This is a genomic window from Rufibacter ruber (assembly GCF_001647275.1).
Classification (GTDB): domain Bacteria; phylum Bacteroidota; class Bacteroidia; order Cytophagales; family Hymenobacteraceae; genus Nibribacter; species Nibribacter ruber_C.
Map to the genome: position 1 here is coordinate 82,400 of NZ_LRMM01000006.1, position 26,745 is coordinate 109,144.

At 51.1% G+C, this 26,745-nt stretch carries 20 protein-coding genes; 6 read left to right on the forward strand and 14 right to left on the reverse strand.

Going from position 1 to position 26,745, the window contains the following annotated elements; all coding sequences use genetic code 11:
- Positions 1-58 precede the first annotated feature (58 nt).
- Positions 59-772: a 16S rRNA (uracil(1498)-N(3))-methyltransferase gene (locus tag A8O25_RS04080; protein WP_066831207.1), complete on the forward strand. Its 714-nt coding sequence runs from the start codon at positions 59-61 to the stop codon at positions 770-772.
- Between the two features lie 185 nt (positions 773-957).
- Positions 958-1,623, forward strand: coding sequence for a DUF4159 domain-containing protein (locus A8O25_RS04085; protein ID WP_066831339.1), 666 nt, complete (start codon positions 958-960; stop codon positions 1,621-1,623).
- Positions 1,624-2,307: 684 nt separating this feature from the next.
- Here the strand turns inward: A8O25_RS04085 and rplT are convergent.
- The 9 genes from rplT to A8O25_RS04130 form a co-directional block, all read right to left on the reverse strand.
- Positions 2,308-2,652, reverse strand: a complete 345-nt coding sequence (gene rplT, locus A8O25_RS04090) for a 50S ribosomal protein L20 (RefSeq protein WP_066831209.1) — start codon at positions 2,650-2,652, stop codon at positions 2,308-2,310.
- Positions 2,653-2,737: 85 nt separating this feature from the next.
- Positions 2,738-2,932 (reverse strand): 50S ribosomal protein L35, encoded by a 195-nt coding sequence (gene rpmI / locus A8O25_RS04095; protein ID WP_066831211.1) that lies wholly within the window; start codon positions 2,930-2,932, stop codon positions 2,738-2,740.
- Positions 2,933-2,956: 24 nt separating this feature from the next.
- The gene (gene infC / locus A8O25_RS04100; protein WP_241498926.1) at positions 2,957-3,487 is read right to left on the reverse strand and encodes a translation initiation factor IF-3; all 531 of its coding nucleotides are present in this window, start codon (positions 3,485-3,487) and stop codon (positions 2,957-2,959) included.
- Between the two features lie 110 nt (positions 3,488-3,597).
- Positions 3,598-5,535, reverse strand: coding sequence for a threonine--tRNA ligase (thrS, locus tag A8O25_RS04105; protein ID WP_066831217.1), 1,938 nt, complete (start codon positions 5,533-5,535; stop codon positions 3,598-3,600).
- A gap of 48 nt (positions 5,536-5,583) precedes the next feature.
- The gene (locus tag A8O25_RS04110; protein ID WP_066831219.1) at positions 5,584-6,585 is read right to left on the reverse strand and encodes a tetratricopeptide repeat protein; all 1,002 of its coding nucleotides are present in this window, start codon (positions 6,583-6,585) and stop codon (positions 5,584-5,586) included.
- A gap of 167 nt (positions 6,586-6,752) precedes the next feature.
- The gene (locus A8O25_RS04115; RefSeq protein WP_066831221.1) at positions 6,753-9,227 is read right to left on the reverse strand and encodes a DUF5686 family protein; all 2,475 of its coding nucleotides are present in this window, start codon (positions 9,225-9,227) and stop codon (positions 6,753-6,755) included.
- Positions 9,228-9,470: 243 nt separating this feature from the next.
- A complete protein-coding gene (locus A8O25_RS04120; RefSeq protein WP_161947690.1) occupies positions 9,471-10,223 on the reverse strand; it encodes a hypothetical protein in 753 nt (250 codons plus the stop codon).
- 101 nt (positions 10,224-10,324) lie between these two features.
- The gene (locus tag A8O25_RS04125; RefSeq protein WP_082893431.1) at positions 10,325-13,072 is read right to left on the reverse strand and encodes a DNA gyrase/topoisomerase IV subunit A; all 2,748 of its coding nucleotides are present in this window, start codon (positions 13,070-13,072) and stop codon (positions 10,325-10,327) included.
- Positions 13,065-14,936: a DNA topoisomerase IV subunit B gene (locus A8O25_RS04130; protein WP_066831226.1), complete on the reverse strand. Its 1,872-nt coding sequence runs from the start codon at positions 14,934-14,936 to the stop codon at positions 13,065-13,067. Before A8O25_RS04130 ends, A8O25_RS04125 begins: the two co-directional genes overlap by 8 nt.
- Positions 14,937-15,262: 326 nt before the next feature.
- Here A8O25_RS04130 and A8O25_RS04135 point away from each other — a divergent pair, with 326 nt between their 5' ends.
- The 3 genes from A8O25_RS04135 (at position 15,263) to A8O25_RS23685 (ending at position 17,920) form a co-directional block, all read left to right on the forward strand.
- Positions 15,263-16,360, forward strand: a complete 1,098-nt coding sequence (locus tag A8O25_RS04135) for an AI-2E family transporter (RefSeq protein ID WP_066831228.1) — start codon at positions 15,263-15,265, stop codon at positions 16,358-16,360.
- 161 nt (positions 16,361-16,521) lie between these two features.
- Entirely contained in the window at positions 16,522-17,787 is a 1,266-nt protein-coding gene (locus A8O25_RS04140; protein ID WP_241498927.1) for an exonuclease domain-containing protein, read from the forward strand.
- Positions 17,738-17,920: a hypothetical protein gene (locus A8O25_RS23685; protein WP_241498928.1), complete on the forward strand. Its 183-nt coding sequence runs from the start codon at positions 17,738-17,740 to the stop codon at positions 17,918-17,920. Before A8O25_RS04140 ends, A8O25_RS23685 begins: the two co-directional genes overlap by 50 nt.
- 55 nt (positions 17,921-17,975) lie before the next feature.
- On the opposite strand, the gene A8O25_RS04145 is transcribed toward A8O25_RS23685, so the two are convergent.
- Positions 17,976-19,559: a hypothetical protein gene (locus A8O25_RS04145; RefSeq protein WP_066831230.1), complete on the reverse strand. Its 1,584-nt coding sequence runs from the start codon at positions 19,557-19,559 to the stop codon at positions 17,976-17,978.
- Between the two features lie 142 nt (positions 19,560-19,701).
- Here A8O25_RS04145 and A8O25_RS04150 point away from each other — a divergent pair, with 142 nt between their 5' ends.
- Positions 19,702-21,294 carry a hypothetical protein gene (locus A8O25_RS04150; RefSeq protein ID WP_066831232.1) on the forward strand — a complete coding sequence of 531 codons (1,593 nt, stop codon included), beginning with the start codon at positions 19,702-19,704 and terminating at the stop codon, positions 21,292-21,294.
- 143 nt (positions 21,295-21,437) lie between these two features.
- Here A8O25_RS04150 and A8O25_RS04155 read toward each other — a convergent pair whose 3' ends face one another.
- From A8O25_RS04155 to A8O25_RS04170, 4 genes are all read right to left on the reverse strand, one after another.
- Positions 21,438-22,526, reverse strand: a complete 1,089-nt coding sequence (locus tag A8O25_RS04155; RefSeq protein ID WP_074987934.1) for an SGNH/GDSL hydrolase family protein — start codon at positions 22,524-22,526, stop codon at positions 21,438-21,440.
- Positions 22,527-22,613: 87 nt separating this feature from the next.
- A complete protein-coding gene (locus A8O25_RS04160; RefSeq protein WP_066831234.1) occupies positions 22,614-23,888 on the reverse strand; it encodes a YdcF family protein in 1,275 nt (424 codons plus the stop codon).
- 325 nt (positions 23,889-24,213) lie between these two features.
- The gene (locus tag A8O25_RS04165; RefSeq protein ID WP_066831236.1) at positions 24,214-25,167 is read right to left on the reverse strand and encodes a sugar phosphate isomerase/epimerase family protein; all 954 of its coding nucleotides are present in this window, start codon (positions 25,165-25,167) and stop codon (positions 24,214-24,216) included.
- Positions 25,168-25,314: 147 nt separating this feature from the next.
- On the reverse strand, positions 25,315-26,634 hold the full coding sequence (locus A8O25_RS04170) for an IPT/TIG domain-containing protein (protein WP_153042577.1): 1,320 nt from the start codon (positions 26,632-26,634) through the stop codon (positions 25,315-25,317).
- Positions 26,635-26,745 lie beyond the last annotated feature (111 nt).

Below are 26,745 nucleotides of genomic sequence, written 5' to 3' on the forward strand. Positions count from 1 at the left end.
GGCACAACCTTTCTGTTTTTGGCTTATTTTTGGAAAAACGGCTCCAAAACAGCAACCTATGCATCTCTTTTATACACCAGACCTTGCGCCAGACGCCCAGGAATACACCTTGTCTGAAGAGGAATCCAAGCATTGCTCCAAGGTGCTGAGACTGGGAATGGGTGATCAGGTAACGCTTGTAGATGGCAAAGGCGGCTTCTATACCGCTGAGATCACAGAGGCCACTGCCAAAAAGACCAGGCTTCAGGTAGTACATAGACAGATGCAGTTTGGTCAGCGCCCTTACTCTATTCACGTGGCGGTGGCGCCCACCAAAAATATGGACCGCATGGAGTGGTTTGTAGAGAAAGCCGTAGAGATGGGCATTGATGAGATCACTTTCCTGCAGTGTGCCCGCTCTGAAAGGAAAGCACTGAACCTGGACCGGATTGAGAAAATTGCCGTCAGTGCCATGAAGCAGTCCTTGAAGGCTTATCTTCCAAAGCTCAATGGCCTAATACGTTATAAGGAGTTTATCCAGAATAACCACCACGGTGATAAGTTTATTGCCCATTTGGTAGAAGGCCAGGAGCGGCAGGCGCTTTCAAAACGTATCACGGGGCAGGGTGAATTTCTGGTTCTTATTGGTCCAGAAGGAGACTTCACCCCAGAGGAGGTAGAACAGGCTTTACAGGCAGGTTTTGCCCCTGTCACCCTTGGCTCCAGCCGCCTCCGCACTGAGACGGCTGCCCTGGCTGCCTGTCATACCATACATGTCCTACTGGACGTTTAACATTGTAGAGCCTTTCTACACTATAGATTTATATGTGACCATTAGGGGCAACATTCACCTGAGGTGTTTTTGGGCCTGGTGACAGCGCTGCATAGGTGGTGATTGGATGAGGGCAGTTATATACCAAACTTTCAGCCTGTAAATTAAAAATGGGAATAGGGTCCCTGGCTTTTTTACTGAATACAATGCACAAACAGCTTATACTTCTTTCGCTACTTTTACTTCTGGGCTGCAGTACCGGGTGGGCGCAACGGTCCAGCTTTGCCATAGCCCGTCTTAAGTATGGCGGCGGCGGCGATTGGTATGCCAATAAAACCGCTTTGCCCAACCTCATTACTTTCTGCAACCGGGAATTGAAGGCCAATATCAAGCCACAGGAAGAAAGTGTAGAGCCCGGCAGCCCTGAGATCTTTGACTACCCTTTTGTGCACATGACGGGCCACGGGAACGTGGTATTCACAGAAGCAGAGGTTCAGAACCTGCGCAAGTACCTCACCAGCGGGGGCTTTCTGCACATTGATGACAACTACGGCCTGGATAAATTTGCCCGGCGGGAAATGAAAAAGATTTTCCCCGATCTTGATTTCATTGAGCTTCCCTTCAACCATCCGGTGTACCACCAGAAATTTGATTTTCCCCGTGGCCTGCCTAAAATACATGAGCATGACAACAAGCCCCCGCAAGGCTTCGGGATCATCTACCAGGGGCGACTCGTGTGCTTCTACTCCTATGAGAGTGATCTGGGAAACGGCTGGGAAGACCAATCAGTGCATAATGATCCCATAGAAAAGCACCAGGCGGCTCTACGCATGGGCGCCAATCTGATATCGTATGCGTTGACTAGCTTTTAGCTTTAAACATGTCCAGAATTCATTTCCAGCTTCTTTAGGTTTAAGCCAACTACTCATAAACCCCATCCATCACTAGGGAGGTTAAAAGTGTAAGAGTCTTCTTCTGCCTCTCAGGCGAAAACCTGTGTTTATGTCATAAGGCGAAGCGTGTTTCTGTTTTCGGGCTGTTTTACAGAAAACAGGCTAAAAACGCCTGCTTAAATGCGCCTCGCCAGAAACCGTACCTTTAAATCTACCAGGTGGCTTTTCTTTAAAGCTATTTCATTGTTGACGCAGTAGACCTCTCCTTCTGTTTTACACCTGATTTCAGAAAAATGGCTCATAAACAGCGTTGCCGGTTGGTTCCTTCTTCAGCTTTTGGGCAGGTCAAAATGAGAATTCTTTCCTTGTTCCTTTGGAGCCGTTAGGAAGGTCTTAATGTCTCTGGCCCCAGTATACGCTTATGCCTTTAGATAAAAGTGTTTCTGTTTTGAGGCTGTTTTCTGGAAAACAGCCTCAAAACAGAAATTTTGTCTAAAACCGAAAGTTGGGGCAGTTAGTATCGCTCACGTTTAACATGGATAAAGCTGAAAAAGTATCAGATTCCTGAACGGGGACTCTCTACTTGCATGCTCATGCTGGTGAAACCACATAAAAAAAGCCCAGCAAAAAATGCTGGGCTTTCATATGTATAGTCAGGAAAGTCTATTTCACTTTCTCAACAATTCCAGTGAACGCTTCAGGATGATTCATTGCTAAATCAGCCAAAACTTTACGGTTCAGGTTGATGTTTGCTTTTTTCAGACCGCCCATCAACTGGGAGTAAGAAAGGCCGTTTATACGGGCAGCAGCGTTGATACGTTGGATCCAAAGCGCACGGAAGTCTCTCTTCTTCACTTTTCTGTCGCGGTACGCGTACAGTAAGCCTTTTTCTACCGCGTTTTTAGCTACGGTCCAAACGTTTTTTCTACGACCAAAGTACCCTTTGGCCAATTTCATGATTCTCTTTCTCTTGTGGCGGGCCGCCACGGTGTTTACCGATCTAGGCATTTCTACTTTTTTTTGGGGCTGGTGATTTCGGTTTAATACTTAGGTACCAGTTCCCGATGAAACAATTTGTTAAAAATTGAATGGGTTAAGACGCAAGCATTCTCAACACATTGGCGTGGTCAGCTTCGCTTACCAGTCCGGTGTGCGTAAGATTTCTCTTCTGCTTGGTGGTCTTCTTGGTCAGGATGTGGCTTTTGAAGGCGTGTTTACGCTTTACTTTGCCAGTTCCTGTCAGGGTGAATCGCTTCTTAGCCCCTGATTTGCTTTTCATTTTTGGCATTTGGGTGTATATAAAGTGTACTGGTTATTTCTTCACTTTCGGGCCCAGGAACAGGAACATCCGTTTCCCTTCCAGCTTAGGCAACTGTTCTACTTTGGCTACTTCTTCCAAGGCCTGGGCAAATTTGAGTAACAGCATCTCACCGCGTTCTTTGAAGACAATGGTACGGCCCACAAAATGTACGTAGGCTTTTACCTTGGCACCCTCTGCCAGGAACTGGCGGGCGTGCTTCAGTTTGAATTCAAAGTCATGGTCATCTGTGTTCGGCCCAAAGCGGATCTCTTTCATCACCACTTTGCTGGTTTTGGCCTTCATCTCCCGCTGTTTCTTCTTCTGCTCGTATTTAAACTTGGAGTAGTCAATAATACGGCAAACCGGAGGATCAGCCTTAGGGGAAATTTCCACCAGGTCCAGGTTTTGCTCCTGCGCCAAACGGCGCGCCTCTTCAATACTGTAAATACCAGGCTCCACGTTCTCGCCCACTACCCTCACTTCTCTTAAACCGGTAATGCGCTGGTTGATTCTGTGCGCTTCTTCAACCTTGCCACGTGGCACGTAGCGTCTATTATTCGTAGAAATAGTTGTACCTCCTTAATTAAGGTTTCACAATCAGGGTGCGAATATCGCATAAAACCCCGTAAAATAAAAGTAATTCTCTATAATTTTTATCCTAACAAGTCTGCCAGCACCGCTTTGAAGTTATCTACAAAGGCATCTACCCGCATATTGCCCATGTCACCAAGGCCATGCTTACGCACGGAGACAATCTCATTCTCCTGCTCCTTCTCCCCTACAATGAGCATGTACGGCACTTTTCCAACTTCGGCATCCCTGATTTTACGGCCAATCTTCTCGTCACGGGTGTCTACATGGCCTCTTATATCCTGCTCGGCCAGCTGGTCTAACACTTTTTGGGCGTAGTCATGGTATTTCTCAGAGATAGGCAGAATGGCTACCTGCTCCGGGCTCAGCCACAGCGGGAAGTGCCCCCCGCAATGCTCAATCAAAACCGCCACAAAGCGTTCCAAGGAACCAAAAGGTGCGCGGTGAATCATGACCGGACGGTGCTTTTCATTGTCTGAGCCAATATACTCCAACTGGAAGCGCTCCGGCAAATTGTAGTCCACCTGAATGGTACCTAACTGCCATTTGCGGCCCAAGGCATCTTTCACCATGAAGTCCAGCTTAGGTCCATAGAACGCAGCCTCGCCCAACTCGGTTACGGTGCGCAGGCCTTTCTCTTCGGCGGCTTCAATGATGGCGCGCTCGGCTTTCTCCCAAACATCATCTGATCCAATGTATTTGGTTTTGTTCTCAGGGTCCCGCAAGGAGATCTGGGCCGTATAATCTTCAAAGCCCAGCGCCCTGAAGACATAGAACACCAGGTCAATTACTTTCTTGAACTCCTCTTTCACCTGGTCTGGGCGGCAGAAAATGTGGGCGTCATCCTGGGTAAAACCCCGCACCCTGGTCAAGCCATGCAGCTCGCCGCTCTGCTCGTACCGGTACACCGTCCCAAACTCGGCCAGCCGCACCGGAAGCTCTTTGTAGGAGCGCGGGCGGGTCTTATAGATTTCGCAGTGGTGCGGACAGTTCATGGGCTTCAGCAAGAACTCCTCATTTTCATTTGGCGTCTTGATGGGCTGGAACGAGTCTGCCCCATATTTCTCATAGTGCCCAGAGGTCACATACAGCTCTTTGCTGCCTATGTGCGGAGTTACCACCGGCTGATATCCTGCCTTCTGTTGGGCCCGGCGCATGAACTGCTCTAAACGCTCACGCAGCATGGTTCCCTTGGGCAGCCACAGCGGTAACCCCATGCCTACTTTCTCTGAGAAGGCGAACAGCTCCAGTTCTTTGCCCAACTTACGGTGGTCTCGGCGTTTTGCCTCCTCCAGACGCTCCAGATACTCAGTGAGTTCCTTCTGCTTAGGAAACGTGATGGCATACACCCGGGTCAGCTGCTTACTTTTCTCATCACCGCGCCAATAGGCTCCGGCCACGTTCATTAATTTGGCTGCCTTGATAAACCCGGTGTTCGGAATATGGGGGCCGCGGCAAAGGTCAGTGAAGTTACCTTGGGTATAAAAGGTTATGGAACCGTCTTCCAGCCCTTCCAGGAGGTCTAGCTTATAAGGATCGTTTTTCTCAGTGAAATAAGCAATGGCCTCATCTTTACTGATAGGTTTGCGCACGAACTCACTTTTCTGACGGGCCAACTCCAGCATTTTCTGCTCAATGGCAGGGAAATCCTCCTGTGAAAGGGTGCGGTCATCTCCCAAGTCAATGTCATAATAGAAGCCGTTGTCTATGGCAGGGCCAATACCCAGCTTAACACCGGGGTACAGCGCCTCCAGCGCCTCTGCCATCAAGTGGGCCGAGGAGTGCCAGTAGGTAGCTTTTCCTTCATCATCATTCCAGGTGAGCAGCTGTACAGAGGCGTCTTGGGTAATGGGGCGCGTCAGGTCCCACACTGATCCATTTACTTTTACTGCCAGCACGTTGCGTGCCAGCCCCTCACTAATGGATGCGGCAATTTCAATGCCGCTTACGCCCTCCTGGTACTCCCTGATGGATCCGTCGGGTAAGGTGATCTTAATCATATGGCAAGTGTATAACTTCTCGTTTTCGGCTTGTTTTTCGCAAAATAGCTAAAAAACAGATTTCGCCGCTATAGTATCAATGAATGTTCTTCTTATGGGGCGGGTGATCCGCTGCAAAGCAGCGGCATACCGGGGGTTCTCCGGGTGCTTTCTCACCAGTAAATGATAGTGCTGCCGGGCTAATTCGCGTTGCCCTGTCCATTCAAAACAGGTGGCCAGTAGCCAACGGGTGTTGTCATTGAGTTTCAAGCCCAGTTCCTGCGCCTTCAGGAGGTTCTCTAAAGCCAGGCTATACTGCCGTTTCTTATACCAGCCCTCGGCTATGCCGGCATACGCCTCTGCGTCTTTAGGTTCCAGGTCAATGGCTTTGGCAAAGGTGGCCATGGCCGTGTCAGTGAGCCGTTGGTTTAACAAAACCTGACCTAACCTGCGCCACCAGATACCATCCTGGGGCTCCTGCTTTACACCAGCCTGTACCATGGGGTACGCTTCTTCAAACCTGCTCTGGGCGGTATAAATAGAGCTGAGCTCTCTGAACGCCGCCAGGTTGGTAGAATCCCGCTGCAGTGCCCGTTTTAAATTATACAACGCCCTGGTGGTGTCACCAGTTCCCGCCTGCGCGCGTGCGAGCAATACATAATACGTAGGCTCCCCCGGTCTGAGCCTGACCGCCCGGGCGCTTGGGGTTAACGCTTTTTCATAAAGCGCGAGCCCCACGTAGGTCTGCGCCAGTACAGCTTCTGATTCTGGAGTGTAATAGTTGAAGGCCTTGGCCTGCATCATGCTTTTCATGGCCTCCTGATATTCTTTGCGGGCCACCTGTATCTTTGCCTGCAGAAAATAAGCCTCTCCCAGGGAAGGGTTCAAGGCCGTGGCAGTAGACAGGTCCTGAAAAGCTGCCTGCTGGTTGCCACCGGCCAGATATAGCCTGGCCCTTTTCAGGAACCACTCCGGCTCCTCGTTGCCTTTCTCCAGAGCCCTGGATATTTCCTGAATCTGAGTTTTTAAGCTGCTGTCTACCTTGGAAGGCAGAAACATACGTTCCTGCATAGTCTCTTGGGAACAAGAGGCCAGGCCGAGGAAGGAGAAAAGAACCAGCTTTACAGGATAACGCATGCCGCGAGTGAATCTACCAAAGACGTTCGGGCGAAGATACAGGATTAAGGGCTTTTTTTACGTTTTGGGGCTGTTTTTCTCAAAACAGCCCCAAAACGCAGTTATGGATTGACCGCTATTGCCAGTTTCACCCCCCACAGCGGAGCGTCTAAGTTACGGTAGGTCAACCGGTGTATTACGTCTACCCTGATCAACTGGAAAATATTCTTCAGGCCAATGTTCACCTCAGCGTACGGGTCTTTGCCTAGGCCTCTGAATTCTCCCTGCTCCAGCTCGTTGACTACCCCAGCCGATTTGTTTTTATCACTCAGGCTGCCGTATAAGACGGCACCGCCTGCCACCAGGCGCATTCTGGTTTTTTTGAGCAAGGGCAAGCGGTTGGTAAGGGAAAAGGCTCCCTCAAAATGGTGGTCATACCGCAGAGACACGTATTGATCTGTGGCGAAAGCGAAAAAAGGCATCAGGTTGTACCCGTGCAGAATGAAAAATGGGGTCTCATTGCCTGTGGGCACCTGCAGCATTGGCAGCGGCACGCGGTTAAACGTTTTGCCTGCCCTGAAATAATAACGCCCATACCCCAGCACCCCGGCCCGTACCCGCTGGTCTACAGACAGAGTCACTTGCTGGTAGTTCAGGTCAGAATTCAAAACACCGTTTACCCCGGCAGAAACCTCCAGCCCTATCACCGGGGAGTTTGAATTTGAGATAGGGAATTTCTGGTGGTGCCTGATCAGCATTTTCAGATCAGGTGAATACGTAAGGTTAAGGGTAATGTCTGTGCTTCTGAAGCCGGCAAATTTTGGGTCTACCCCTTCATCCCCCGCCGGGGCTACTTCAAACACTGGGCGGTAGTTGGTATGGCTAAGCGTAAGGCGCTGCCTGAAATTCTGAAACCACTCCCGCTCTGCCCATACCTGAGCCCGCTCCTGCTCATAGGGGAAATTTAACTTACCCCACCTGAAGGCCGAAAAGAAAAGGCTGTTTACCTGGGTGTTGTTCAGGTCCATAGCAGCTGGCCCTACATCATTGAGGTAGCTCATACCCCACTCTGTCCATCTTTCCCGCTCCGCCACGTACCGCACGTTCAAGAGGCTTTTGATTGACTTGTCACGGGTTCCATAAGCGGCGTAACCATTGAGAATCCAGTTCGGGTGAAACTCTTCAGTGGTCCGGCCCCCAAACTGGAACCGGCTTCCCTCCACGTTATTGAACACGTACGCCCCAAACACCGGTCCCCATTCAAACTTTTCGCCAATAGGCATGTGGCCCTCTACAATGACTCTGATTAACTTAACGGTGCTCTGGATTTCTGGCAATCTGTTTATCTGCCTGATCTGCTCTGCCCGCTTTATTTCAGCCACAGAAAAGGCCTGCGGTCTCACTTCCTGCCAGAAAGACTCTTTGTATTTCATGGCAGAGTCTGCAATCTGATGGGTACTGGAGTAAAAATCAGTGGGTTTAGGGTTGTTCAGCTGCAGATCTGAGTAATTGGTGATGGTCTCCACGTAAATGCGTACGTCTGTGCCCGGTAAGCCAGAAATCTGGAATTTACGTTTACTGGACAACGGCAGCATGGTGGGGTTCTTGGCATCCCAGGCCTGCACAATCTGCAGGTCGCTTACAAAGTTAAGCCGTACGTCTTTGTTCATTTTGAGCTCTATGCGGCGTAGCGAAAAAGAGCCGTCAGCAATCCACATATACCCTTCAAACGTCAGATCTTGCGGACGCTTGGGGATAATTTTGAGACGGAAGACTTTGCCATTCTCCGTCTCCACGCTATCCATGAGGTCATAGTCATAATAGTTTGCCCAGCCGTTGGCAATAGGGCTGACAAACTCTTTGTCAAACATGCGCATGTGGTTCTGGTTGAGCGAGAAATGCTCTGCCTGCGCATTCAATAACTGGGAGATCTGGTTCTCTTTCTCAATACCCACCCCCACTACGTTACTGGCCAATAACACTTCTTTTGATTTACGGGGGGCATTGGTATAAAAGGTCTCTTTTATGGTCTCAGACTGAAACACAGGGAGAGACGCCATGCGCTGGGGGGTGTCACTCACAGAAACACTGTCTAAATAGGGGGCATACCGTTTGGAGAAGCCCCTTTTCTTATCTTTTGCCTCCCTCTCCAGAATACTTCCCTTCATAAGGGTATAGGTTCTGAACTGAGCGGCTGGCTGGTTCTCTGGCAGGTGCAGGTGTTTGTTCCGGGCTGCGGCGCGTACAATACGGTAAGCAGGATTTTCCTGGGGCCTGATCACTATTTCCTGAATGGCGTAACTCTGCCGGTCTAAACTAATCAAACCGTTTTTCTGGAGAGCCTTGATGGATCTGGAGACAGGCGTATACCCAAGCAAAGTAAAGATAACAGAGTCAGTGAGGGAATAATTGCGCAACTCATACCGCCCAGCCTCATCTGTGAAAACGGGAACTTTAGCCCCTGAAAGGTGCACTGTCACGTAATCTAAAGGCTGTTTGGTATCAACGTCAATGACCTTGCCGGTAATGGGGGCATTTTGGGCCATAACGGCCTGTATGCCTTGTACCAGCAGGACAAAAAGCAAAATTTTTTTCACTAGGCTTGTTTTGAAACACGAATATAGGAATTAGGAAAACTTTTCCATGTGACGCACTTCTATAATTTGATGAATATCAGCAAATTCATTAGAAGTAAGTAGTGCAAACCTTCCCTTGAATAGTAATTTCCTTTTCAGTAGACAGATGGAAAGCAAAAACCCCTACGTTGGAATGATAATTCAATAAAACAGCAAAGGTGCCCTGTAGGCACCTTTGCTGTTTTATTGACCTGTGCTGAAGATCTAAGAACGTACGTTCATTACTTCTTGAAGCAGTACTTTACATTTCCTGTTCAGTTCCAGGTCTTCAGTGGTGATGAGTTTTTGATCCAGGGCTTTTTGCAAAGTAGTCACGCATTCTGTCTTCTGGTTCACTTCCCGCTGCACCCGGGCTAAGTCATAGTAATATAGCAGATTAGACGGGGCTAGTTCAATTGACTTTTTAATGGCTTCAATGGCTTGTTCATTGGTCTCTACTGGCAACTGTGAGATGTTGAACAACTTGCTGGCGGTACGTTCTGCAAAGGAAAGGTTGGCTAGCTTATACTTCAGGCGGCCAAGCAAATGCCAGGAAGCCGCATGTTCAGGGTCTGAGGCAAGGGCCGCATCTAAATGGTATTTAACTTGCACCATCTGCTCCATACGGACCTTTAGAGAGGCGGTATGGCACAGATAGCTGAGGGCAAGTGCCATAACATAGTTAGGTTCTGCCTTAGCAGGTTCAGCGGCTACAGCACGCTCAGCAAAAGCAAACGCTTTCTTAAAATATATGCCTTTAGAAGTGTCATCAGAAAAGCGGTTGCCAATACGGCCGCTCACAAGGCTGGCCTTGCACAGTGCCTCCATCTGTAAAGGGTCATTGGCAAGGACCTGTTCATATTTTTCCAGGGCCTCTGAGTCTTTGTAATCTCTGAATAACTGATTCGCCTCCCATAATAGTTTATCCGAACCTAACCCACCCGCCAGGATGGGCAGGTTCGGTAAACTAATGAGCAAGGCTAGCAATAAAATAACCTTAGTAGTGCTTCGCATGCTCCCCTTCTTATTATTGTTTAATTACAACGTAAGGGTAATCTACAAATTGCAGTTTGCTTTTCCTAGAAAAGGTTCAACTGTTTTTTTCCGGCCTTGGCAGGCGTTGGTAGATCCCCGTTTTGTTCAGTTTCTACGGTTGCAACTGCTTTAGGTTGTGTAGGTTGAATATCTAATTTAATTTCATCTCCACTGGAAAAAGACGGTGCCAGTTGATCAATAACAGGTGGCTCTATCTTTAAAGGTTTTATTGTTTTAGTGCTATTTTTGACTGATAAAACCTCTGTTTGCTCAAGTTTCTGCACCGTTACGCCAAATATCTTGTAGTAATTCAGTTTGTTACCCATGGCGCGCCATCCCTTCACATCAATGAAATCACTCAGCAGCAGAACTTCTGTTTCTTTATCAGATTTCTTGTCCCGCTGAAATTTGATCTCCGCTTTAGGTGCTGGATGCACCGTGGCTGCCAACAATTTAGAACCTTTGGTTTCGCTGATAAACATAAAACGTTTCCCAACGGTGCTCGTCTCCACTACAAAGCGCTTCACGTAAGTGACCTTGGTCTCCCCTTCTGTATAGACAGCAGATACCACCAGTTCTGGTGAATACTTATGAATGGCTTCAATATTCTGCACATCATAGTGGTTTGACAGTTCAAAGGAAGTCAATTCATACGAACCATCTTTGTAGATCACCAATATAGTATCATCTGTGTTGAAAGAGCCCAGGTAGCGGCCCCTGCTCTCTGTGTTCAGACGGCCAATCACCTCGTCATAATAGATTTCACGACCGCCGCGGGTAGACTCACCCAGCGCTTTCTGCACTACTTTTTTGATAGGGTGCTTGGTCACAATATTGCCTTGCGAACCCTTTCCTTTAATGAGAAGTTCGGCAAAATCAAAGTCAAACTGTTTTACCCGGGCCGTACTGGCGGGTTGTAGCGTAATGCTCACCAATTCAGACTCAGAGTTAGGGTTGGCGGTCAGGTATACTACTTTTGAGTTCTTCTCCCCTTTGGTCAAGTCATACTCCTTGTCACGGGTAATAGAGGTCACGGCAAAACGCTTGGCAAACGAGATACCGGTCTTCCCGTCTACGTAGATCATGTTGTACACCATGTGCTCGTCATTCTTGTTATAGACGCCCACATAAATGATGTCTTTGCCCATGAAGATCTTGTCACTGATGCGGCTCACCATGAACTTGCCATCTTTTCTAATGGCAATAATGTCATCCATGTCAGAGCAATCGCATACAAATTCGTCTTTTTTGAGGCCATAGCCCACAAAGCCGTCTTTGCGGTTCACATAAAGCTTCTGGTTGGCCACGGCCACTTTCTGGGCAGACACCACATCAAAGGTTCTGATCTGGGTTTTGCGTTCTTTGCCTTTACCGTACTTGGCCAGCAGCCCTTCAAAGTAGCTGATGGCGTAACGGGTCAGGTTAGCCAGGTTATCCAGCACCTCGGCCATTTCGACTTCCAGCTTCTTGATGTACTCATCTGCCTTGAAAGCATCAAACTTAGAGATACGCTTGATTTTAATCTCTGTTAGGCGAATGATATCGTCTTGCGTCACCTCGCGCCGAAGCAGCGGTTTATATGGATCCAGGCCTTTGTCAATGGCTTCCAGAACGGCCTCCCAGGTCTCGCATTCTTCAATGTCGCGGTAGATCCGGTTCTCAATAAAGATTTTCTCCAGCGAAGACTGGTGCCACCGGTCTTCCAGCTCCCCCATCTTAATCTCCAGCTCGCGCTCCAGCAACCGCACTGTCTTCACCGTTGACATTTGCAGCAAATCATCTACGGTCATGAAGCGGGGCTTGTCTTCAATGATCACGCAGGTGTTGGGCGAAATGGAAATCTCACAATCTGTGAAGGCGTACAAGGCGTCAATGGTCAGGTCAGGAGAAATCCCGGGCGGAATATGCACCTGTATCTCCACGTTGGCCGCGGTGTTGTCTACCACCTTCTTGATCTTGATCTTGTTGTTCTCACTGGCCTTCACAATAGAGTCCATGAGCGCCGTGGTAGTGGTACCGTACGGCACGTCTCTAATGATCAGGAGCGATTTGTCAACCTTTTCAATGGTAGCGCGCAGACGTATTTTGCTGCCTTTTGAGCCTCCGTTGTAATTAGTGAAATCACCTAAACCTCCCGTTGGGAAATCAGGTAACAGCTGCGTCTTCCGGCCTTTAAGCACGTCAATAGAACCTTTGATCAGCTCCCTGAAGTTGTGGGGCATGATCTTGGTAGACAAGCCTACGGCAATCCCCTCCACCCCTTGCGCGAGCAAGAGCGGGAATTTAACGGGCAGGGTCACCGGCTCATTTTTGCGGCCGTCATAGCTCAGCTGCCACTCGGTGGTCTGCGGGTTGAACACCACATCCAGGGCGAATTTAGTCAGACGGGCCTCAATATAACGGGCCGCCGCGGCACTGTCGCCGGTACGTACATCGCCCCAGTTTCCCTGGGTGTCAATGAGCAGGTCTTTTTGCCCCAGGTTGACAATGGCGTCCCCAATAGAGGCATCGCCGTGCGGGTGGTACTGCATGGTCTGGCCAATGATGTTCGCCACTTTGTTGAAACGGCCATCGTCCATTTCCTTCATGGCGTGCATAATGCGGCGCTGAACCGGCTTGAAACCGTCTTCCAGGGCAGGCACGGCCCGCTCCAGAATCACATAAGAGGCATAGTCCAGAAACCAGTTCTCGTACAGACCAGAAACCGAGGCAATGTCATGGATAGTCTCTTCCCCTTCCAATTGCCCTTCCAGTTCCAGGTTGTTCTCGTTTTCCAATTCTTCGTTAAGCATATACCTCCTCTACTATATCTTTTTCAATCTTCAAATTCTCAATAATAAACTGCTGGCGCTCCGGTGTGTTCTTGCCCATGTAGTAAGACAGGATCTTCTGCAGGTTCTGTTCGGTCTTACCCAAAATTACCGGCTCCAGACGGATATTCTCGCCAATGAATTTCCCGAACTCCTCCGGTGAGATCTCTCCTAACCCTTTGAACCGGGTGATCTCCGGGTTCTTGCCCAGTTTGCGCATGGCGTTCTGCTTTTCCTGCTCATCATAGCAGTAAATGGTTTCCTTCTTATTCCGCACGCGGAACAAAGGAGTCTCCAAGATATACAAGTGCCCGTTCTTCACCAGGTCAGGGAAAAACTGCAGGAAGAACGTCATCATGAGCAGCCTGATGTGCATGCCGTCCACGTCGGCATCGGTGGCAATGACCACGCGGTTATAGCGAAGCCCTTCCAGCCCTTCTTCAATATTGAGGGCGTGTTGCAGCAGGTTAAACTCTTCGTTCTCGTACACAATCTTCTTTTTCAGCCCAAAGCAGTTCAACGGCTTTCCGCGCAAACTGAACACCGCCTCTAACTCCACGTTTCTGGACTTTGTGATAGATCCGGAAGCTGAATCCCCCTCCGTGATGAACAGGGTAGTCAACGCTTCTTTTTCCAAATCTTTACCTTCGCCTAAGTGGAACCGGCAGTCGCGCAGTTTCTTATTGTGCAGGTTGGCTTTCTTGGCGCGCTGGTTAGCCAGTTTCTTGATCCCGGCCATGTCTTTGCGCTCGCGCTCGCTCTGCTCTATCCTTTTCTTCAGCGCCTCGGCTACCGTGGGGTTCTTGTGCAGGTAGTTGTCCAGGTGCTCCTTGACATAGTCATTCACGAAGTTCCGCACCGTAGGCCCTTCATGGGCCACATTGATGGAACCCAACTTAGTCTTGGTCTGGCTTTCAAACACCGGTTCCTGCACGCGTATGGCAATGGCGCCTACAATAGAACCTCTGATGTCTGTGGCATCATAGTCTTTTTTGTAGAACTCGCGCACCGTCTTCACCACCGCCTCCCGGAAAGCCGCTAAGTGGGTCCCGCCCTGGGTGGTGTACTGGCCGTTCACAAAGGAATAATATTCCTCGCCATAGTCATTCCCGTGGGTCAGGGCAAACTCTATATCATCCCCCTTCAGGTGAATGATGGGGTACCGCATACTCTCTTCATCAATCTTGCGGCTCAGAAGGTCTTTCAGGCCATTCTCTGAGTAGTACTTCTGCCCGTTAAAGTGGATGGTGAGGCCTGCATTGAGGTACACGTAGTTCCAGATCTGGTTCTCCAGGAACTCCGGAATGAAGTGGTAGTTCTTGAAGATGGTGTCATCTGGCACAAAGGTGGTGGTGGTACCGTTGCGCTGATTGGTCTCCTGCAGCGGCTCATCATTCACCAACTCGCCGCGCACAAACTCGGCCACTTTGGTCTGCCCGTCACGCACAGACTGGATTCTGAAGTGGGTTGACAAAGCGTTCACCGCTTTGGTACCCACCCCGTTCAGACCCACTGATTTCTGGAAGGCGCGGCTGTCATACTTACCGCCGGTGTTGATCTTGCTTACGCAATCAATCACCTTGCCCAACGGAATACCGCGGCCGTAGTCACGCACCACCACTTTATGGTCTGAAATTTTAACTTCTATGGTGCGACCATGCCCCATCATGTGCTCATCAATGGAGTTGTCTATCACCTCTTTCACCAGAATGTAGATACCATCATCAGGAGAGGAGCCATCACCCAGCTTGCCAATATACATACCCGGCCTCAGCCGGATGTGCTCTCGCCAGTCAAGGGAACGGATGCTATCCTCATTGTAAGTAACATTGCTCGGTTCTGCCATGGGGAACGTTTGGGTTTAGTAGAATTCGGTAAAATAAATGAAAATTTGCGTGTACTTTGCTATGCTCTGATCAGTGACAATGATTTTAGAAAGCCGGCGCACAGGTGGCTTTCCAGGAATTTAACCCCTGAAAAGGAGGAGTAGGTGTCTGTTTCATAGCTACTATGTAACCAAATATAGCGGTTTCCAGTTCATTCAGAACAACCTTTTGTGCTTATTTTTTTAGCCAAAATAGATTTTAAAGCCTAAAAAACATTTTCATACTAATATTATTAGCAATTTCTACTCTAATTCCTGCTCCTTTAAGACGTTACGCACCACCACCTATGGAAATTAAATTACCAAACTATGTAAGATATGTTGTGATCCTGATAGGGCTTTACCTGCTGCTCTTTTTCTTGCAGTCGTTCAGCTCCATTCTGATCCCTATCTGTTTTTCAGCTCTGTTTGCGCTGTTGCTGCTGCCCATGGCCCGGGCCCTGGAGAAACACATGCCGCGGGCGCTGTCCATTACTATTTCGCTGGTGGTGGTAATTCTCATATTGGGCCTGTTGGTTTGGTTCCTTTCCTCACAGATTGCCAGTTTTTCAGCGGAACTGCAGGAGATTAACGCAAAGATTTCACTGCTCATCGCCAAGTTTCAGCAGATGCTGTATGAGCGTTTCGGGATTAAGCCCACCAACAAGAATGAGTTCCTGCAGAAGGCAATGGGCAGCATTACCCAAACGGGAACCGCATTTCTGGGCAGCACCATCTCCCTCACCACCGGGGCCTTGACCGTGCTCACGCTTATCCCCATCTATGTGTTCTGTATGCTCTACTACAGAGACCACCTGCGCCAGTTCATGTTCCAGTTTATCTCAGTTGACCGCCGGGGCAGCCTGATGAGCACCGTAGACAATATTCAGCATGTGGTGCAGGGATATCTCTCCGGTTTGCTGATCGTGATTGTGATTGTGTCTGTGCTCAACTCTACCGGGCTGCTCATCATGGGCGTGAAGTACGCCATCTTCTTTGGGGTATTGGCCTCCATCCTGACCATCATACCTTATATAGGCATTTTGATAGGGGCTCTTTTACCGGCTTTGTTTGTGTTTGTAAGCACGGGTTCTGTGGGGCAAATGCTCATTGTAGTGGGGATATTTGCCTTTGTGCAGTTTCTGGAAGGCAATTTCATTACGCCGTTTGTGGTGGGTTCCCGCGTGAGTATAAACCCGTTTGCCGCCATTGTGGCCCTGATTCTGGGCGGGGAGGTCTGGGGTGCCCCGGGCATGATCCTGTCCATTCCGCTTATTGCTATTCTCAAGGTGCTGTTTGATGCCTCTGAGCCGTTGAAGCCGTTCGGTTATCTGCTGGGCGACATACAGGCAGAGGAAAAAGGGAACAAGCTGTTGCAACGGTTTAACCGCCGGAGAAAGAAATAGCCTTTTCCTGTTTTTGGGCTGTTTTTGTAAAAACAGCCCAAAAACAGGAAAAGCGGTTATGGGAACCTTGCCGCACAGAAAAGGCACATGAAACGAAATGCTAAAAATAATGGTTTAGGTATGGGCGGAGGTACCGCCTTCAAACCCTTTAGATGTAGCGCGTGTACGCCATAGTTGACATAGAAACCACCGGCAGCCAGCCTGCTGAAGACCGCATCACAGAGATAGCGGTTTTCATTCATGACGGAAACCAGGTGGTAGACCAGTTCCATAGCCTCATCAACCCCGGCAGGCCCATTCCTTTCTTTATTTCCCAACTCACCGGCATCACAGATGAGATGGTGAAAGACGCCCCCCGGTTTCATGAGGTGGCCAAGCAGATTGTGCAGATCACAGAAGGCAATGTGTTTGTAGCCCACAATGTGCGCTTTGACTATTCCTTCCTGAAAAAGGAGTTTGCCGACCTTGGCTTTACCTTTCAGCGCAAAACCCTTTGCACGGTTCGGCTTAGCCGTAAACTGATGCCGGGGCTCCCCTCCTACAGCCTGGGCAAGCTTTGCCAGAGCGTGGGCATTCCGTTACAGATGCGCCACCGTGCCATTGGGGACGCAGAGGCGACTTCAGTCCTGTTTGACCGGCTCCTTAAAATAGACGCTGACAAGGTGAATGACCATCAGGAGGAGAAACCAGATACAGCCTCTACTATCTCTTCTGAAATCAAGACCTCTCTCCTGCCGCCCGCTATCTCACGTGAGATGGTGCAGGCGCTTCCGCTGGAGGCGGGGGTGTATTACTTTCATGATGAGCACGGCGAGGTCATCTACGTAGGCAAGAGCAAGAGCATTAGAAAGCGCATCATACAACACTTCAACATTGACTATAAAAGCAAGAAGTCTGTAGAGTTCAAGAACCGCATTGCCAGCATCACCTATGAACGCACCGGCAGTGAACTGGTGGCCCTGCTCTTTGAGTCTGATGAGATAAAGAAGCGCAAACCCTACTACAACCGGGCCCAGCGGCGCAGCGTCTACCACTCCGGCATCTACTCCTACTATGACCAGCAGGGCTACCTGCGCCTCACCTATCAGAAAGCCAAGACCGAAGTGGCTCCCATGCTCACCATGGCCAACCAGTTTCAGGCCAAGAACTTCCTGTTCAGCCGCGTGGCCAAGTACAACCTCTGCCAGAAACTCTGCGACCTGTACAAGTCAAACGGAGCCTGTTTTGACTACCAGGTGCACCAGTGCAAAGGCGCCTGCATAGGCAAAGAGTCGCCAGAAGAATACAACCAGCGGGTGCTGGAGGCGGTAGAGGCCTTTAAGTATGACCATGACTCGTTTGTGATCATCCGCCGCGGCAAACCAGGAGGAGAAGTCTGTGGTGGTGGTAGACAACGGCTGCTACCTGGGGTTTGGGTACGTAGATGAAACCTTCACGGCCACCGGTCTGGAAGATTTTAAAGGGGCCATCAAGCCCTACAATGACAACAAAGACACCCAGCAGATCATCAGGGGGTATCTGCGCACCAAACACAATGACAAGGTGCTGGTGTTTTCTTAAGCGGCGGTTTCTGTTTTCGGCTTGTTTTTGAAAAAACAGCCCGAAAACGGAGTTTCTAATGCAAACGGTGGCGCAGGAGCCAGCCTTCTACGGTAAATTCATTGGCTTTGGGAGAATAACCCCTGTAGTGGATGCGCTTGTGGGCAGGGTATTCATTCCCGTCTTCCTCATCCAGCACTTGTATTTTTTTGCCAGAGAGATCAAAAGAATCTGCCAGGGAGATCTTGTCTGTGTCTTCGCCGCCGTACCAGGAAATTTTCATCTGGCTTTTACCTTTTCCGGTGAGCTTTAACTCATCTTCCTCCCCCAGCCCGTAGATCGCTAAAGACCTGGTTTCTGCCGGATAAAACGTTTTCTGGTGCCACAACTGCCGCTCCCCGCCCTTGGGCTGGGACCAGTGCTGCACGGTCAAGCTCCCGTCTGGGCGGAACTCCAGCTGGAACAGGTCCCGCTCTGCCGTTCCCGCCAGTTTTACGTGCCTGTTGAGCTGCCTGTAAAAGGCGGTGGCTGCCTCTGGCAGGTCTTGCCTGCGGTCTTTCAGCTTTTTGGTGAATTCGGCCTGGGTGAGTTCTTTTATCTGGGGCGGCCAGTTTTGCAGCGCCCCCGCAATGACCTGGTCATTCAATTTTTGCTGTAAGGCAAGGGCTTCCTGCGTGAATTCCTGCTCAGAGAGGTAGGCCAGCAGGTAAGAGTCCATCTGCTTTGAGGCCATTATCAACCCCGCTACATTACTGCCCACAATGCTGCCGTCAAAACTCTGGTAATTTTTCTTGAACAGCGAGACCAGTTTGGTCAATACCCCGTCATTGAACTTGAAAAAAGCGTGGTCCCGGTCCCGGGGTATGGGTGCATACGTCACGGTTTCGTTCTCCCCGCCCACTCCCCAGCGCCACTGGTCTTCGCGGCGGCTCCAGTCACTGAGCCACATGTCAAACAACCGGGACCGCAGATACCGCCGGGCGTCTACCTGGTGCTCCGGGTGCTTCAACAGTTCCCCAAATGCCTTTCTGGAGCTGACAATCAGGGAAGGGTTCCCAAAGCTGTTCAGGTTTTCCCAGTTGCCGTCTGGTCGCTCTTCCAGAAGGGCCAGCATGTTGGCAAAATCTTTCCGGAAGGGCCCTAACCCAGCATCATCTGCTATAACAACCAACCTGGGGTTGGTGTGGTAAACATTGGCTGCGGAAGCCAGGGCGGGTACAATAAACGCCCCGTACGGGTGAATCACACTGGTCTGGTCCCGCATAAGCCGCGCTACAAAGGTCTTCTGCAGAAACTCAGGCAAAGCGACGGAGGGGTCTTTGTCAATGGAGCGCAGCACGTATTCATGCCCCACAGAATCTACCAGCCGCAGGTTTTTGGTCTGAAAGCTGCCTCCTTCTTTAACCGGCTTCACCCCGCCCTGAAAAGTACTGACCCAGAGCAGCGGCGCCTGCACCGGCTGTGCCCATACTTTTCTATAATGGCTCCCCCACCAGAACCGGTGGAACCCGCTCCGCAGATAGTGCTTTCCGGCGGCCACGGTCACGGTGGAGTCTGGAGACTGGGCGCTGCCAAAAGACGGGGTGAGCAGCAGAAAAAGCAGGGACAGCCATAAACAGTTGCACCTCATCTTCCTGAAATCCGTATTCATCTCCATCATAGCCGTACTTATACTGAGAAGGAAGGGCTCATGTTCTTCTTTTCCTGATTTCGTGCCTCCCCCCCAGTCCAAAACCAGGCTCACCGGGAAAGTAAAACCTTTGGCTTCGGCTTTCTGTATGGCAAAAGGTGAATATTAAAATATGCGAAGATATCTATTCCTTTTTATCTGTACTATTCTCCTGTTAGAAGGATGCGCCCGCAAAAACTTTTTTCAGGAGTCTGCCCTGGTGGGCACCATTGAAAAGGAGAACAATGCCCAATGGGATTCTGCCACAGTGGTGGCCGGGAAACACTATGACCGCAGCTGGTGGCACAACCTCTGGTGGGGCAAACACTACCGTGATGTCTGGGCCCAGCCGGTGAGGCTCCCCGTGCTGGACCTGCAGCGAATGCACGGCGGGCTTTCGCCCGAAAAACTTGGCGGCGGCATGCAAACCACCAGCCTGACCCTGGAAGACGACAACGGCAAGCAGTTTGCCTTGCGCTCAGTTGACAAAGATCCGCAGGAAATCCTGCCCAAGGGGCTCCGTAAGACCTTTCTCACCAACCTGCTGCGCGACCAGACCTCAGCGGCCCACCCGTATGGGGCGGTAGTGGTGTCTCAGTTGGCCGCAGGCGCCAGAATCTACCACAGCCACCCCCGCTTTGTGTACATCAGGAAGAACGCCAAAGGGTTGGGCGACAGCGCCAGCGCGTTTCAGGACAAAGTGTTTCTGCTGGAAGAGAAAAACGAAGGGAAGGAAGCCCTCACCCGCTACTTTGGGAAAGCCAAAGACTTGGTTGACTCAGAAGATTTCCTGAAGAACCGGTTCACCCGGCACTCCCATCTGCCCAACCAGCAGGCCTTTGCCAAAGCCCGCCTCTTTGATGTGTTCATAGGTGACTGGGACCGGCATGAAGGGCAATGGCAGTGGGCGGTGTATGACACGGGCCGGGTCACTTCCTACTCCCCCGTGCCCAAAGACCGGGATCAGGCTTTCTTCAAATTTGATGACGGCTTTTTCCCGTGGCTGCTCTCCCGCCGGTGGGCTCCCCTGCGTAAAATGAAAAGCTTCCATACCAATATTTCCTCTGTCAAAGGCTACCTGGAGAATGCCCAGTTCATTGATGCCCGCGTACTCAATGAAGTCACCGCTGAGCAATGGCAACAGGCGGCCCTGGAACTCCAGCGCCAGCTCACAGACAGTGTTTTAGAAGCCTCGGTAGCCGCCCTCCCTGCCGCGGTGTATGACCTCTCCGGGAAAAAAATCCTGGCCAAGCTCAAGTCACGCCGGCAACAGCTGCCTAAAGCCGCCGCGCACCTATACCGGCGCCTGGCCGCAGAGGTACTCATTGCAGGTACAGACCAGCAGGAGAAATTTATAGTAGAACGCCAACCCAACGGAAACACCCTGGTGCAAGTGTTCCAGGTGCCGGAAGATGAAAAACAGAAACCGCTCAAAGTCTATGAGCGGCTGCTTGAAAAAGATCACACCCGCTCTGTTAATCTCTACGGATTGGGCGAGGAAGACGAATTTGAACTGACCGGCAAAGCCAGCAAAGGCATTAGGGTGAACATCTACGGCGGCATGGGCGAAGATGAGGTGAAAGACAAATCAGAGGTGAGGGGCTGGGGCAGGAAAACCAGAGTCTATGACACCAGACAAGGCATTGAGGTAGAAAAAAGCAAAGAAACCAGAGTCAAAAAGTCAAAAGACGTAGCCATTCATGCCTTTGACCGCGAAGGGTTGTAAGGCAAGGAAGGTTACAAAGGAAAGTACTAATTTTACCCATGCATAATTTTCTGTTTTCGGGCTGGTTTAGCCAAAACAGCCCGAAAACAGAAAACACTCACTCACTCACTCACTCACTCACTCACTCACTCACTCACTCACTACTACCTCAACAGTTTTTTAAGTTGTTTCCCTACTTTATCCGCCAGGCGGGTGAAGCCTACATCAGTGAGGTGGCTCCCGTCCAGGGTGGCCTCATGGTCATGGCCAATCAAGTCTTTGGTGGGCAGGTAATACAGGTTGGCAAACTTTTCCTTTTTAAGCTGGTCAAAAGCTTTTCTGAACTCCTGGTTCTGGCGGGTCACCGTCACTTTCTTCTCCTGGTCCCAGTGCGCGTTTTCCCTGAAGATGCTTTCCACCATGAGAATGGGCGTGTTAGGTCTGAGCTCCCGCAGCCGTTTGATGAAGGGCACCGCCCGTTCCTTTATCTGCTCCGGTGAGGGGTTGGGCACGCAGTCCAGCACGTACACATCGGCCTCCATTTGACCTAGAATATCAGCCAGGGGCAGCTCCATTTTGCCGCTTCCGCTGAAACCCAGATTAAACGTCTCCAGGTTGAGCTGGCGGCTGAGAATAGCCGGATACGCCATACCGGGCCGGCTGGCAGATGCCCCCTGGGTAATGCTGGAGCCGTAAATCACCACTTTCTTACGGGGAATAAAATCCTGGGAGGCTTTTTCAAGGGTGGCGCTCTCCTCCACCCCTACCTGCACCTGTTCAGCGGCCGCATACAGCGGGAGGTGCACCCGGTAATGGCGCAGCTGTCCGTCCAGGTTGCTCACCACCAGGTCTTCGTTCTGGAGGGCGGTGGGGCGGGCGGTGGCCACATATTGCCAGTTTTTGCCGTTCCAGCCGTACAGGTCCAGCCCGTTGATGGCCGCAGGGGTCATGTTCCAGAGGGTGTTGAACTTGGCCAATGCCCACTTCAGCTTGATTGCCTTGGAGTTGGTCTGAAACTGCACCATTATCCCCGCCGAATTGGTGGCCAACCCCGCCACGGCCTTGGGCACGTCTTTGCGCTGCGGCTCATAGATACGGTGGTACCCGCTGTCCTGCACCGTGGCAGGTTTGCCCAGCAGGGTGAGTGCCCGTGCATCCTTGTATTTGAAAGCAGTTTTTAAGGTGTCTTGCGCCGCGGCGGAGAACAAAGGAAGCAATATGCAAAGAATCAGCAGGGAAAGACGGGGTTTCATAGGGTAAAGGAGAAGGGTTTTGCGTGAAACAGGTTTTCTGTTTCGGGGCTGTTTTTCCAAAAACAGCCCTAAAACAGAAAGTTAAAATTAGGGATCCAGGTGGTCAAGGGGATCAATGTGCCGGGACGCGGGTACAGAGTAGTATTCGGTCTCCACCTCAGACAGCTTTTTCAGGTTGGCGAAAGGGGCGTAGCCCAGCTCCTGGATCGCCTTTTTCTCGAACCTCAGAATATAGCTGCTCTGGCTTTCATCTGTCACCACCAGAATGGGTTTCTCCAGCGGCAACTGGAGCAGGTACAGCAGCCGGTTGGTGTTGCGCAGGTTGGTGGTGGTGTGGCGGGCGTGCGTTTCAATGATCACCACTTCTTCGGCTACCCCCAGGTTGTCTACCATGTACTTTTTCATTTCCACGGCTTCATTGTAAGGAGTCTTGTTGGGGTGCACGTTCCCGCCAGAAACTACAATAAACGGGGCCAGTCCCTTTTCAAACCGCTCCAGTGCCATGCGGCAGCGCACTTTGGCTTTCTCTTCCAGCACAATGGCCGGGTCCTCCGGCCCGAAACCGGGCACCAGAATCACACTGTATGTATACTTCTTCCAGGGGGTGGTTTTGGCCTGTCTGAATGGGGCGGCATTCATCCCTTCCTGCAGCGGCTCATAACGCGCCGCTTCGTCGCGGCCGTTAATAGCCAGCGCCTGGAGCGCCGCATGAAGCGGAATTTTAAAGAACAGCCCTTTGCCGTGGTCATTGGCAACCTTCTCCAGGGTTTGCCGCACCGTCTGCTGAAAAGCGGGATCTGTCCCTTCAAAACTGATGGCGTCAATCTTGGGGTAGCGCGGTTTCTTTCCTTTGAGATACACATCGGTGGCGTGGTTCATGGCCTGCGTGGCGTGCTGCCACGCACTGCGCAAAAAGGCGGTATCTGGCTGGCTGGCGTAGAGGGCATAGGCCCCGCTCTCGCGCAATGGTTGAATGGCTTCTTTCAGGGCCGGGCTGCCGGCATAGGCTTTTACCAGGGCGTTGCCGGCTTCCTGCACATCTGCAGAACTCCATTGCACGGCATTGGCCAGACAGGGCACATCCTGGCAGTTCTGGGTGGCCTGCCGAACCCGCTGCGCGCGCTGCCGGGCCACCCCCTGTAGCACCGCGTTCTTCTGTAGCTCATTTCTGAGGCGGTCTTTCTGCAAAGCCACCAGCACCGGGTAAATTTTCTGCTGCAGGATCTGCTGAGTGTTATTTGGGGCAGCGGCAGGGTCGGTTGCCGGAACTTTGGAGGTACAGGACCACAGGAGGCCCAGGCCGACCAGCCCGGCAGCCAGCAGATTTTTTTTATGGATATGGTAATTTGTTCTGTTCGTCATGGGTGAGGGAAAGGAATCTGTCAAGATCTAAAGATAAAGGTAAACGTTGAACAAAAAGGTGAACTAAGAAACTTCCAGCAGGAAAACTGAGGAGCACTTTCTGGTGTAGCCGTGGCGCAAGCGTTTGCTCAGGTCTATTGGGACTCCCTGTTTCTGGGCTGTTTTCTGAAAAACAGGCCAGAAACGGCGGCATAAGCAAACGCCGGAACTTTAGTAAAGAAAAAGGAGAAGCCCTCAACAGGAGCTTTGTTTTGGGGCCAATTTCAGAAAAACAGCTCCAAAACATAAAAGACAAGCAAATGGTGGTTAAGCCTTTGGCAGCGTGTTACTGTTTTATTTGCTGCCGTTGCGCCAGGTAGGCTGAGTACAAAGAGAGGTAACATTCCTTCAGCTCTTTCTCGTCTTTGTATGCGCTTTCAAACAGGAAAGGCCCACGGTAGCCGGCTTCTTCCAGGGCCGCCAGAATAGCCGACCAGTTATTGCTTCCCTGGCCGGAGCAGGGGAAATAATGGTTTTCTTTCTCACCGTGCCCATCTGCGGCATGAATGGATTTCACCCTACCGCCCAGCGCTCTGATGAGCAGCTCCGGATGCTTAATGTGGTTCATGTCTACCGCCGAGTAAATGTCTTTGGGCAGGCGGTTCATGATTTCCAGCGTCTCTTCTACCGAGCGGCAAAGCGGGCGTTCGCGCTTTGCATCGGCCATCAGCTCAGGGCCCAGCATGTTCTCTATGACCATGGTGGCGTTGATGGCTTTCACCGCGGGCAACAGCTCCAGGCTGGAGGTGATCAGCTGCTTTTTGCGCTGTTCCCGTTCGCCCGGCGTGAGGTAGTAGCTGGGGTGGAACAGAATGACCTGGGGTTCCAGTATTTGGCAGAACGCCAGCACTTTCTTGTGCAGCCCCACTACCTTCTGCCGCTCGGTTTCATCTGTCAGCGAGAGGTCAATCTTCTGGTTGTACGGCATGTGCACCGACCAGAATCTGATACCGGCCTTGTCAGCGGTGGCTTTCACCTTCTGCACCTCCTCCGTTATTTCGGCCTCACTTTTTTTCAAGTTCAGGTCTTTGTCAATGTAGGCCTGAAACGAGGTTTCCAGATAATCAATGCCCACAGATTTAGCGTAAGCCAGCTTTTCTGGCGTAATGTTCACCAGGGCCACTGAGTAGCCTATTTTCAAGGGCGCGGGTGTTTTTCCCTGCGGCGCTTTGATGGCGCACGCAGCCAGAAGCAAGCAAGACAGTACCACCAGCAAGGGTAAGTTTATCGTTTTTCTCATGCGTACAAGAAGTAGGATATTCCGCTGGAATTAAGGAATCATATTTACCAGTTTCACGGCGCGGAAAGATAATGAGTCAAGAAAAAGCGGCTTCTGTTTTCGGGCTGTTTTCCTGAAAACAGCCCGAAAACAGAAAACAGAAAAACTTTACAACGGCCTGATGACCCGAATGCGGTTGTTGCCTAGATCCGCCACGTACACATAGCCGTCTGGCCCCACGGTAACATCAGTGGGTTGGTTGAAACGGGCGCTGGTACCGGGACCATCCCCAAAGCCCGACGATGTGCCGCCCATGGTGGTCACCGCGCCCGCCGTAGAGATTTTCCTGATTTTGTGGTTACCCAAATCTGCCACTACAATGTTGCCCTGTTTGTCTACCGCCACGCCATAAGGCTGGCTGAAGCGGGCGGTGGCCGCCGCGCCGTCTACTGAACCCACGGTGCCGGTGCCGGCCACGGTGCTGGTCTGGCCTTGGGGCGTTACCAGCCGTATGCGGTGGTTGTTACGGTCTGCCACTACAATATTGCCGTTCAGATCCAGGGTGAGGCCAGACGGATTCCGGAACGCGGCGGTGGCGGCATCTCCATCCCCAAAACTGGCCTGTCCGTTTCCGGCCACGGTGCTCACGGTGCCATCTGTGCTGATTTTCCTGATGCGGTGGTTCAGGTTGTCGGCTACGTAAATATTGCCGTCTTTGTCTACCGCCACGTCTAGCGGCTGGTTGAAACGGGCGGTAGCCACCGGACCATCTGCGTAGCCGGCGGAACCCGTTCCGGCAATGGTGGTCATGACGCCCGCCGGAGAGACTTTCCTGATTTTGTGGTTGTCTCGGTCAGCAATGATGATGTTGCCTTGGCCGTCAACGGTAGATTTCCAGGGCAGGTTCAGCTGCGCCACCGCCAACGGACCGTCTACGTTTCCGGCAGCCCCGCCCATGAGTGTAGACACCAGTCCCGCCGGGGTAATGCGCCGAATGCCGTTGTTGCCCCGGTCAATCACAATTACATTTCCCTGTAGGTCAAACGCCACCCCTTCCGGACTCCGGAAAGAAGCCTCTTCGGCCATGCCGTCTACCAGGCCAGCGGTACCGCTTCCTGCAAAGGTGCTGACCATAAATTCTTCTTGTGGTTCAGCATACGTAAAGGCAGGTCCTGTCAATTCTTGGCCGGCAACGGTTACCGTCACGTTTCCGGTGGTGCCGTTCTCGGGTACCACCACCTGCAGCTCCCCTTCAGAAGCTTCAATGACCACGGCTGCTGTTCCGTTAAACTTCACCACGTTGTTGGAGCGCACGGGGCTGAAATGGCGGCCCATGATGGTGACAATGGTTGAGGGTGTGCCCGTTTCAGGCGAAAGGGAGACAATTACAGGAGTTGCGTTGGTGGTGGGGTCGTTGTCTTCATCACAGGCGGCCAGAAACAGGACCGCCAGAAGAAACACCACATATTTATTTATTTTCAATAACATAGTTCTGTTTTTTGAAGGTGTGTGGTCTGTCCGGCTCCCGCCGAAATACCTTTCCTGAAAGAAATTTCTGGCAGAACCCGGGGTTCTGTTTTGGGGCTGTTTTTCAGAAAA

What these genes read in the sequence shown, in the direction of transcription:
- A8O25_RS04080 (WP_066831207.1), top strand. Translation starts at nt 59, where the DNA reads ATGCATCTCTTTTATACACCAGACCTTGCGCCAGACGCCCAGGAATAC.
- A8O25_RS04085 (WP_066831339.1), top strand. Translation starts at nt 958, where the DNA reads ATGCACAAACAGCTTATACTTCTTTCGCTACTTTTACTTCTGGGCTGC.
- rplT (WP_066831209.1), bottom strand. Translation starts at nt 2,652, where the DNA reads ATGCCTAGATCGGTAAACACCGTGGCGGCCCGCCACAAGAGAAAGAGA.
- rpmI (WP_066831211.1), bottom strand. Translation starts at nt 2,932, where the DNA reads ATGCCAAAAATGAAAAGCAAATCAGGGGCTAAGAAGCGATTCACCCTG.
- thrS (WP_066831217.1), bottom strand. Translation starts at nt 5,535, where the DNA reads ATGATTAAGATCACCTTACCCGACGGATCCATCAGGGAGTACCAGGAG.
- A8O25_RS04110 (WP_066831219.1), bottom strand. Translation starts at nt 6,585, where the DNA reads ATGCAGGAACGTATGTTTCTGCCTTCCAAGGTAGACAGCAGCTTAAAA.
- A8O25_RS04125 (WP_082893431.1), bottom strand. Translation starts at nt 13,072, where the DNA reads ATGCTTAACGAAGAATTGGAAAACGAGAACAACCTGGAACTGGAAGGG.
- A8O25_RS04130 (WP_066831226.1), bottom strand. Translation starts at nt 14,936, where the DNA reads ATGGCAGAACCGAGCAATGTTACTTACAATGAGGATAGCATCCGTTCC.
- A8O25_RS04135 (WP_066831228.1), top strand. Translation starts at nt 15,263, where the DNA reads ATGGAAATTAAATTACCAAACTATGTAAGATATGTTGTGATCCTGATA.
- A8O25_RS04145 (WP_066831230.1), bottom strand. Translation starts at nt 19,559, where the DNA reads ATGATGGAGATGAATACGGATTTCAGGAAGATGAGGTGCAACTGTTTA.
- A8O25_RS04150 (WP_066831232.1), top strand. Translation starts at nt 19,702, where the DNA reads ATGCGAAGATATCTATTCCTTTTTATCTGTACTATTCTCCTGTTAGAA.
- A8O25_RS04155 (WP_074987934.1), bottom strand. Translation starts at nt 22,526, where the DNA reads ATGAAACCCCGTCTTTCCCTGCTGATTCTTTGCATATTGCTTCCTTTG.
- A8O25_RS04160 (WP_066831234.1), bottom strand. Translation starts at nt 23,888, where the DNA reads ATGACGAACAGAACAAATTACCATATCCATAAAAAAAATCTGCTGGCT.
- A8O25_RS04165 (WP_066831236.1), bottom strand. Translation starts at nt 25,167, where the DNA reads ATGAGAAAAACGATAAACTTACCCTTGCTGGTGGTACTGTCTTGCTTG.
- A8O25_RS04170 (WP_153042577.1), bottom strand. Translation starts at nt 26,634, where the DNA reads ATGTTATTGAAAATAAATAAATATGTGGTGTTTCTTCTGGCGGTCCTG.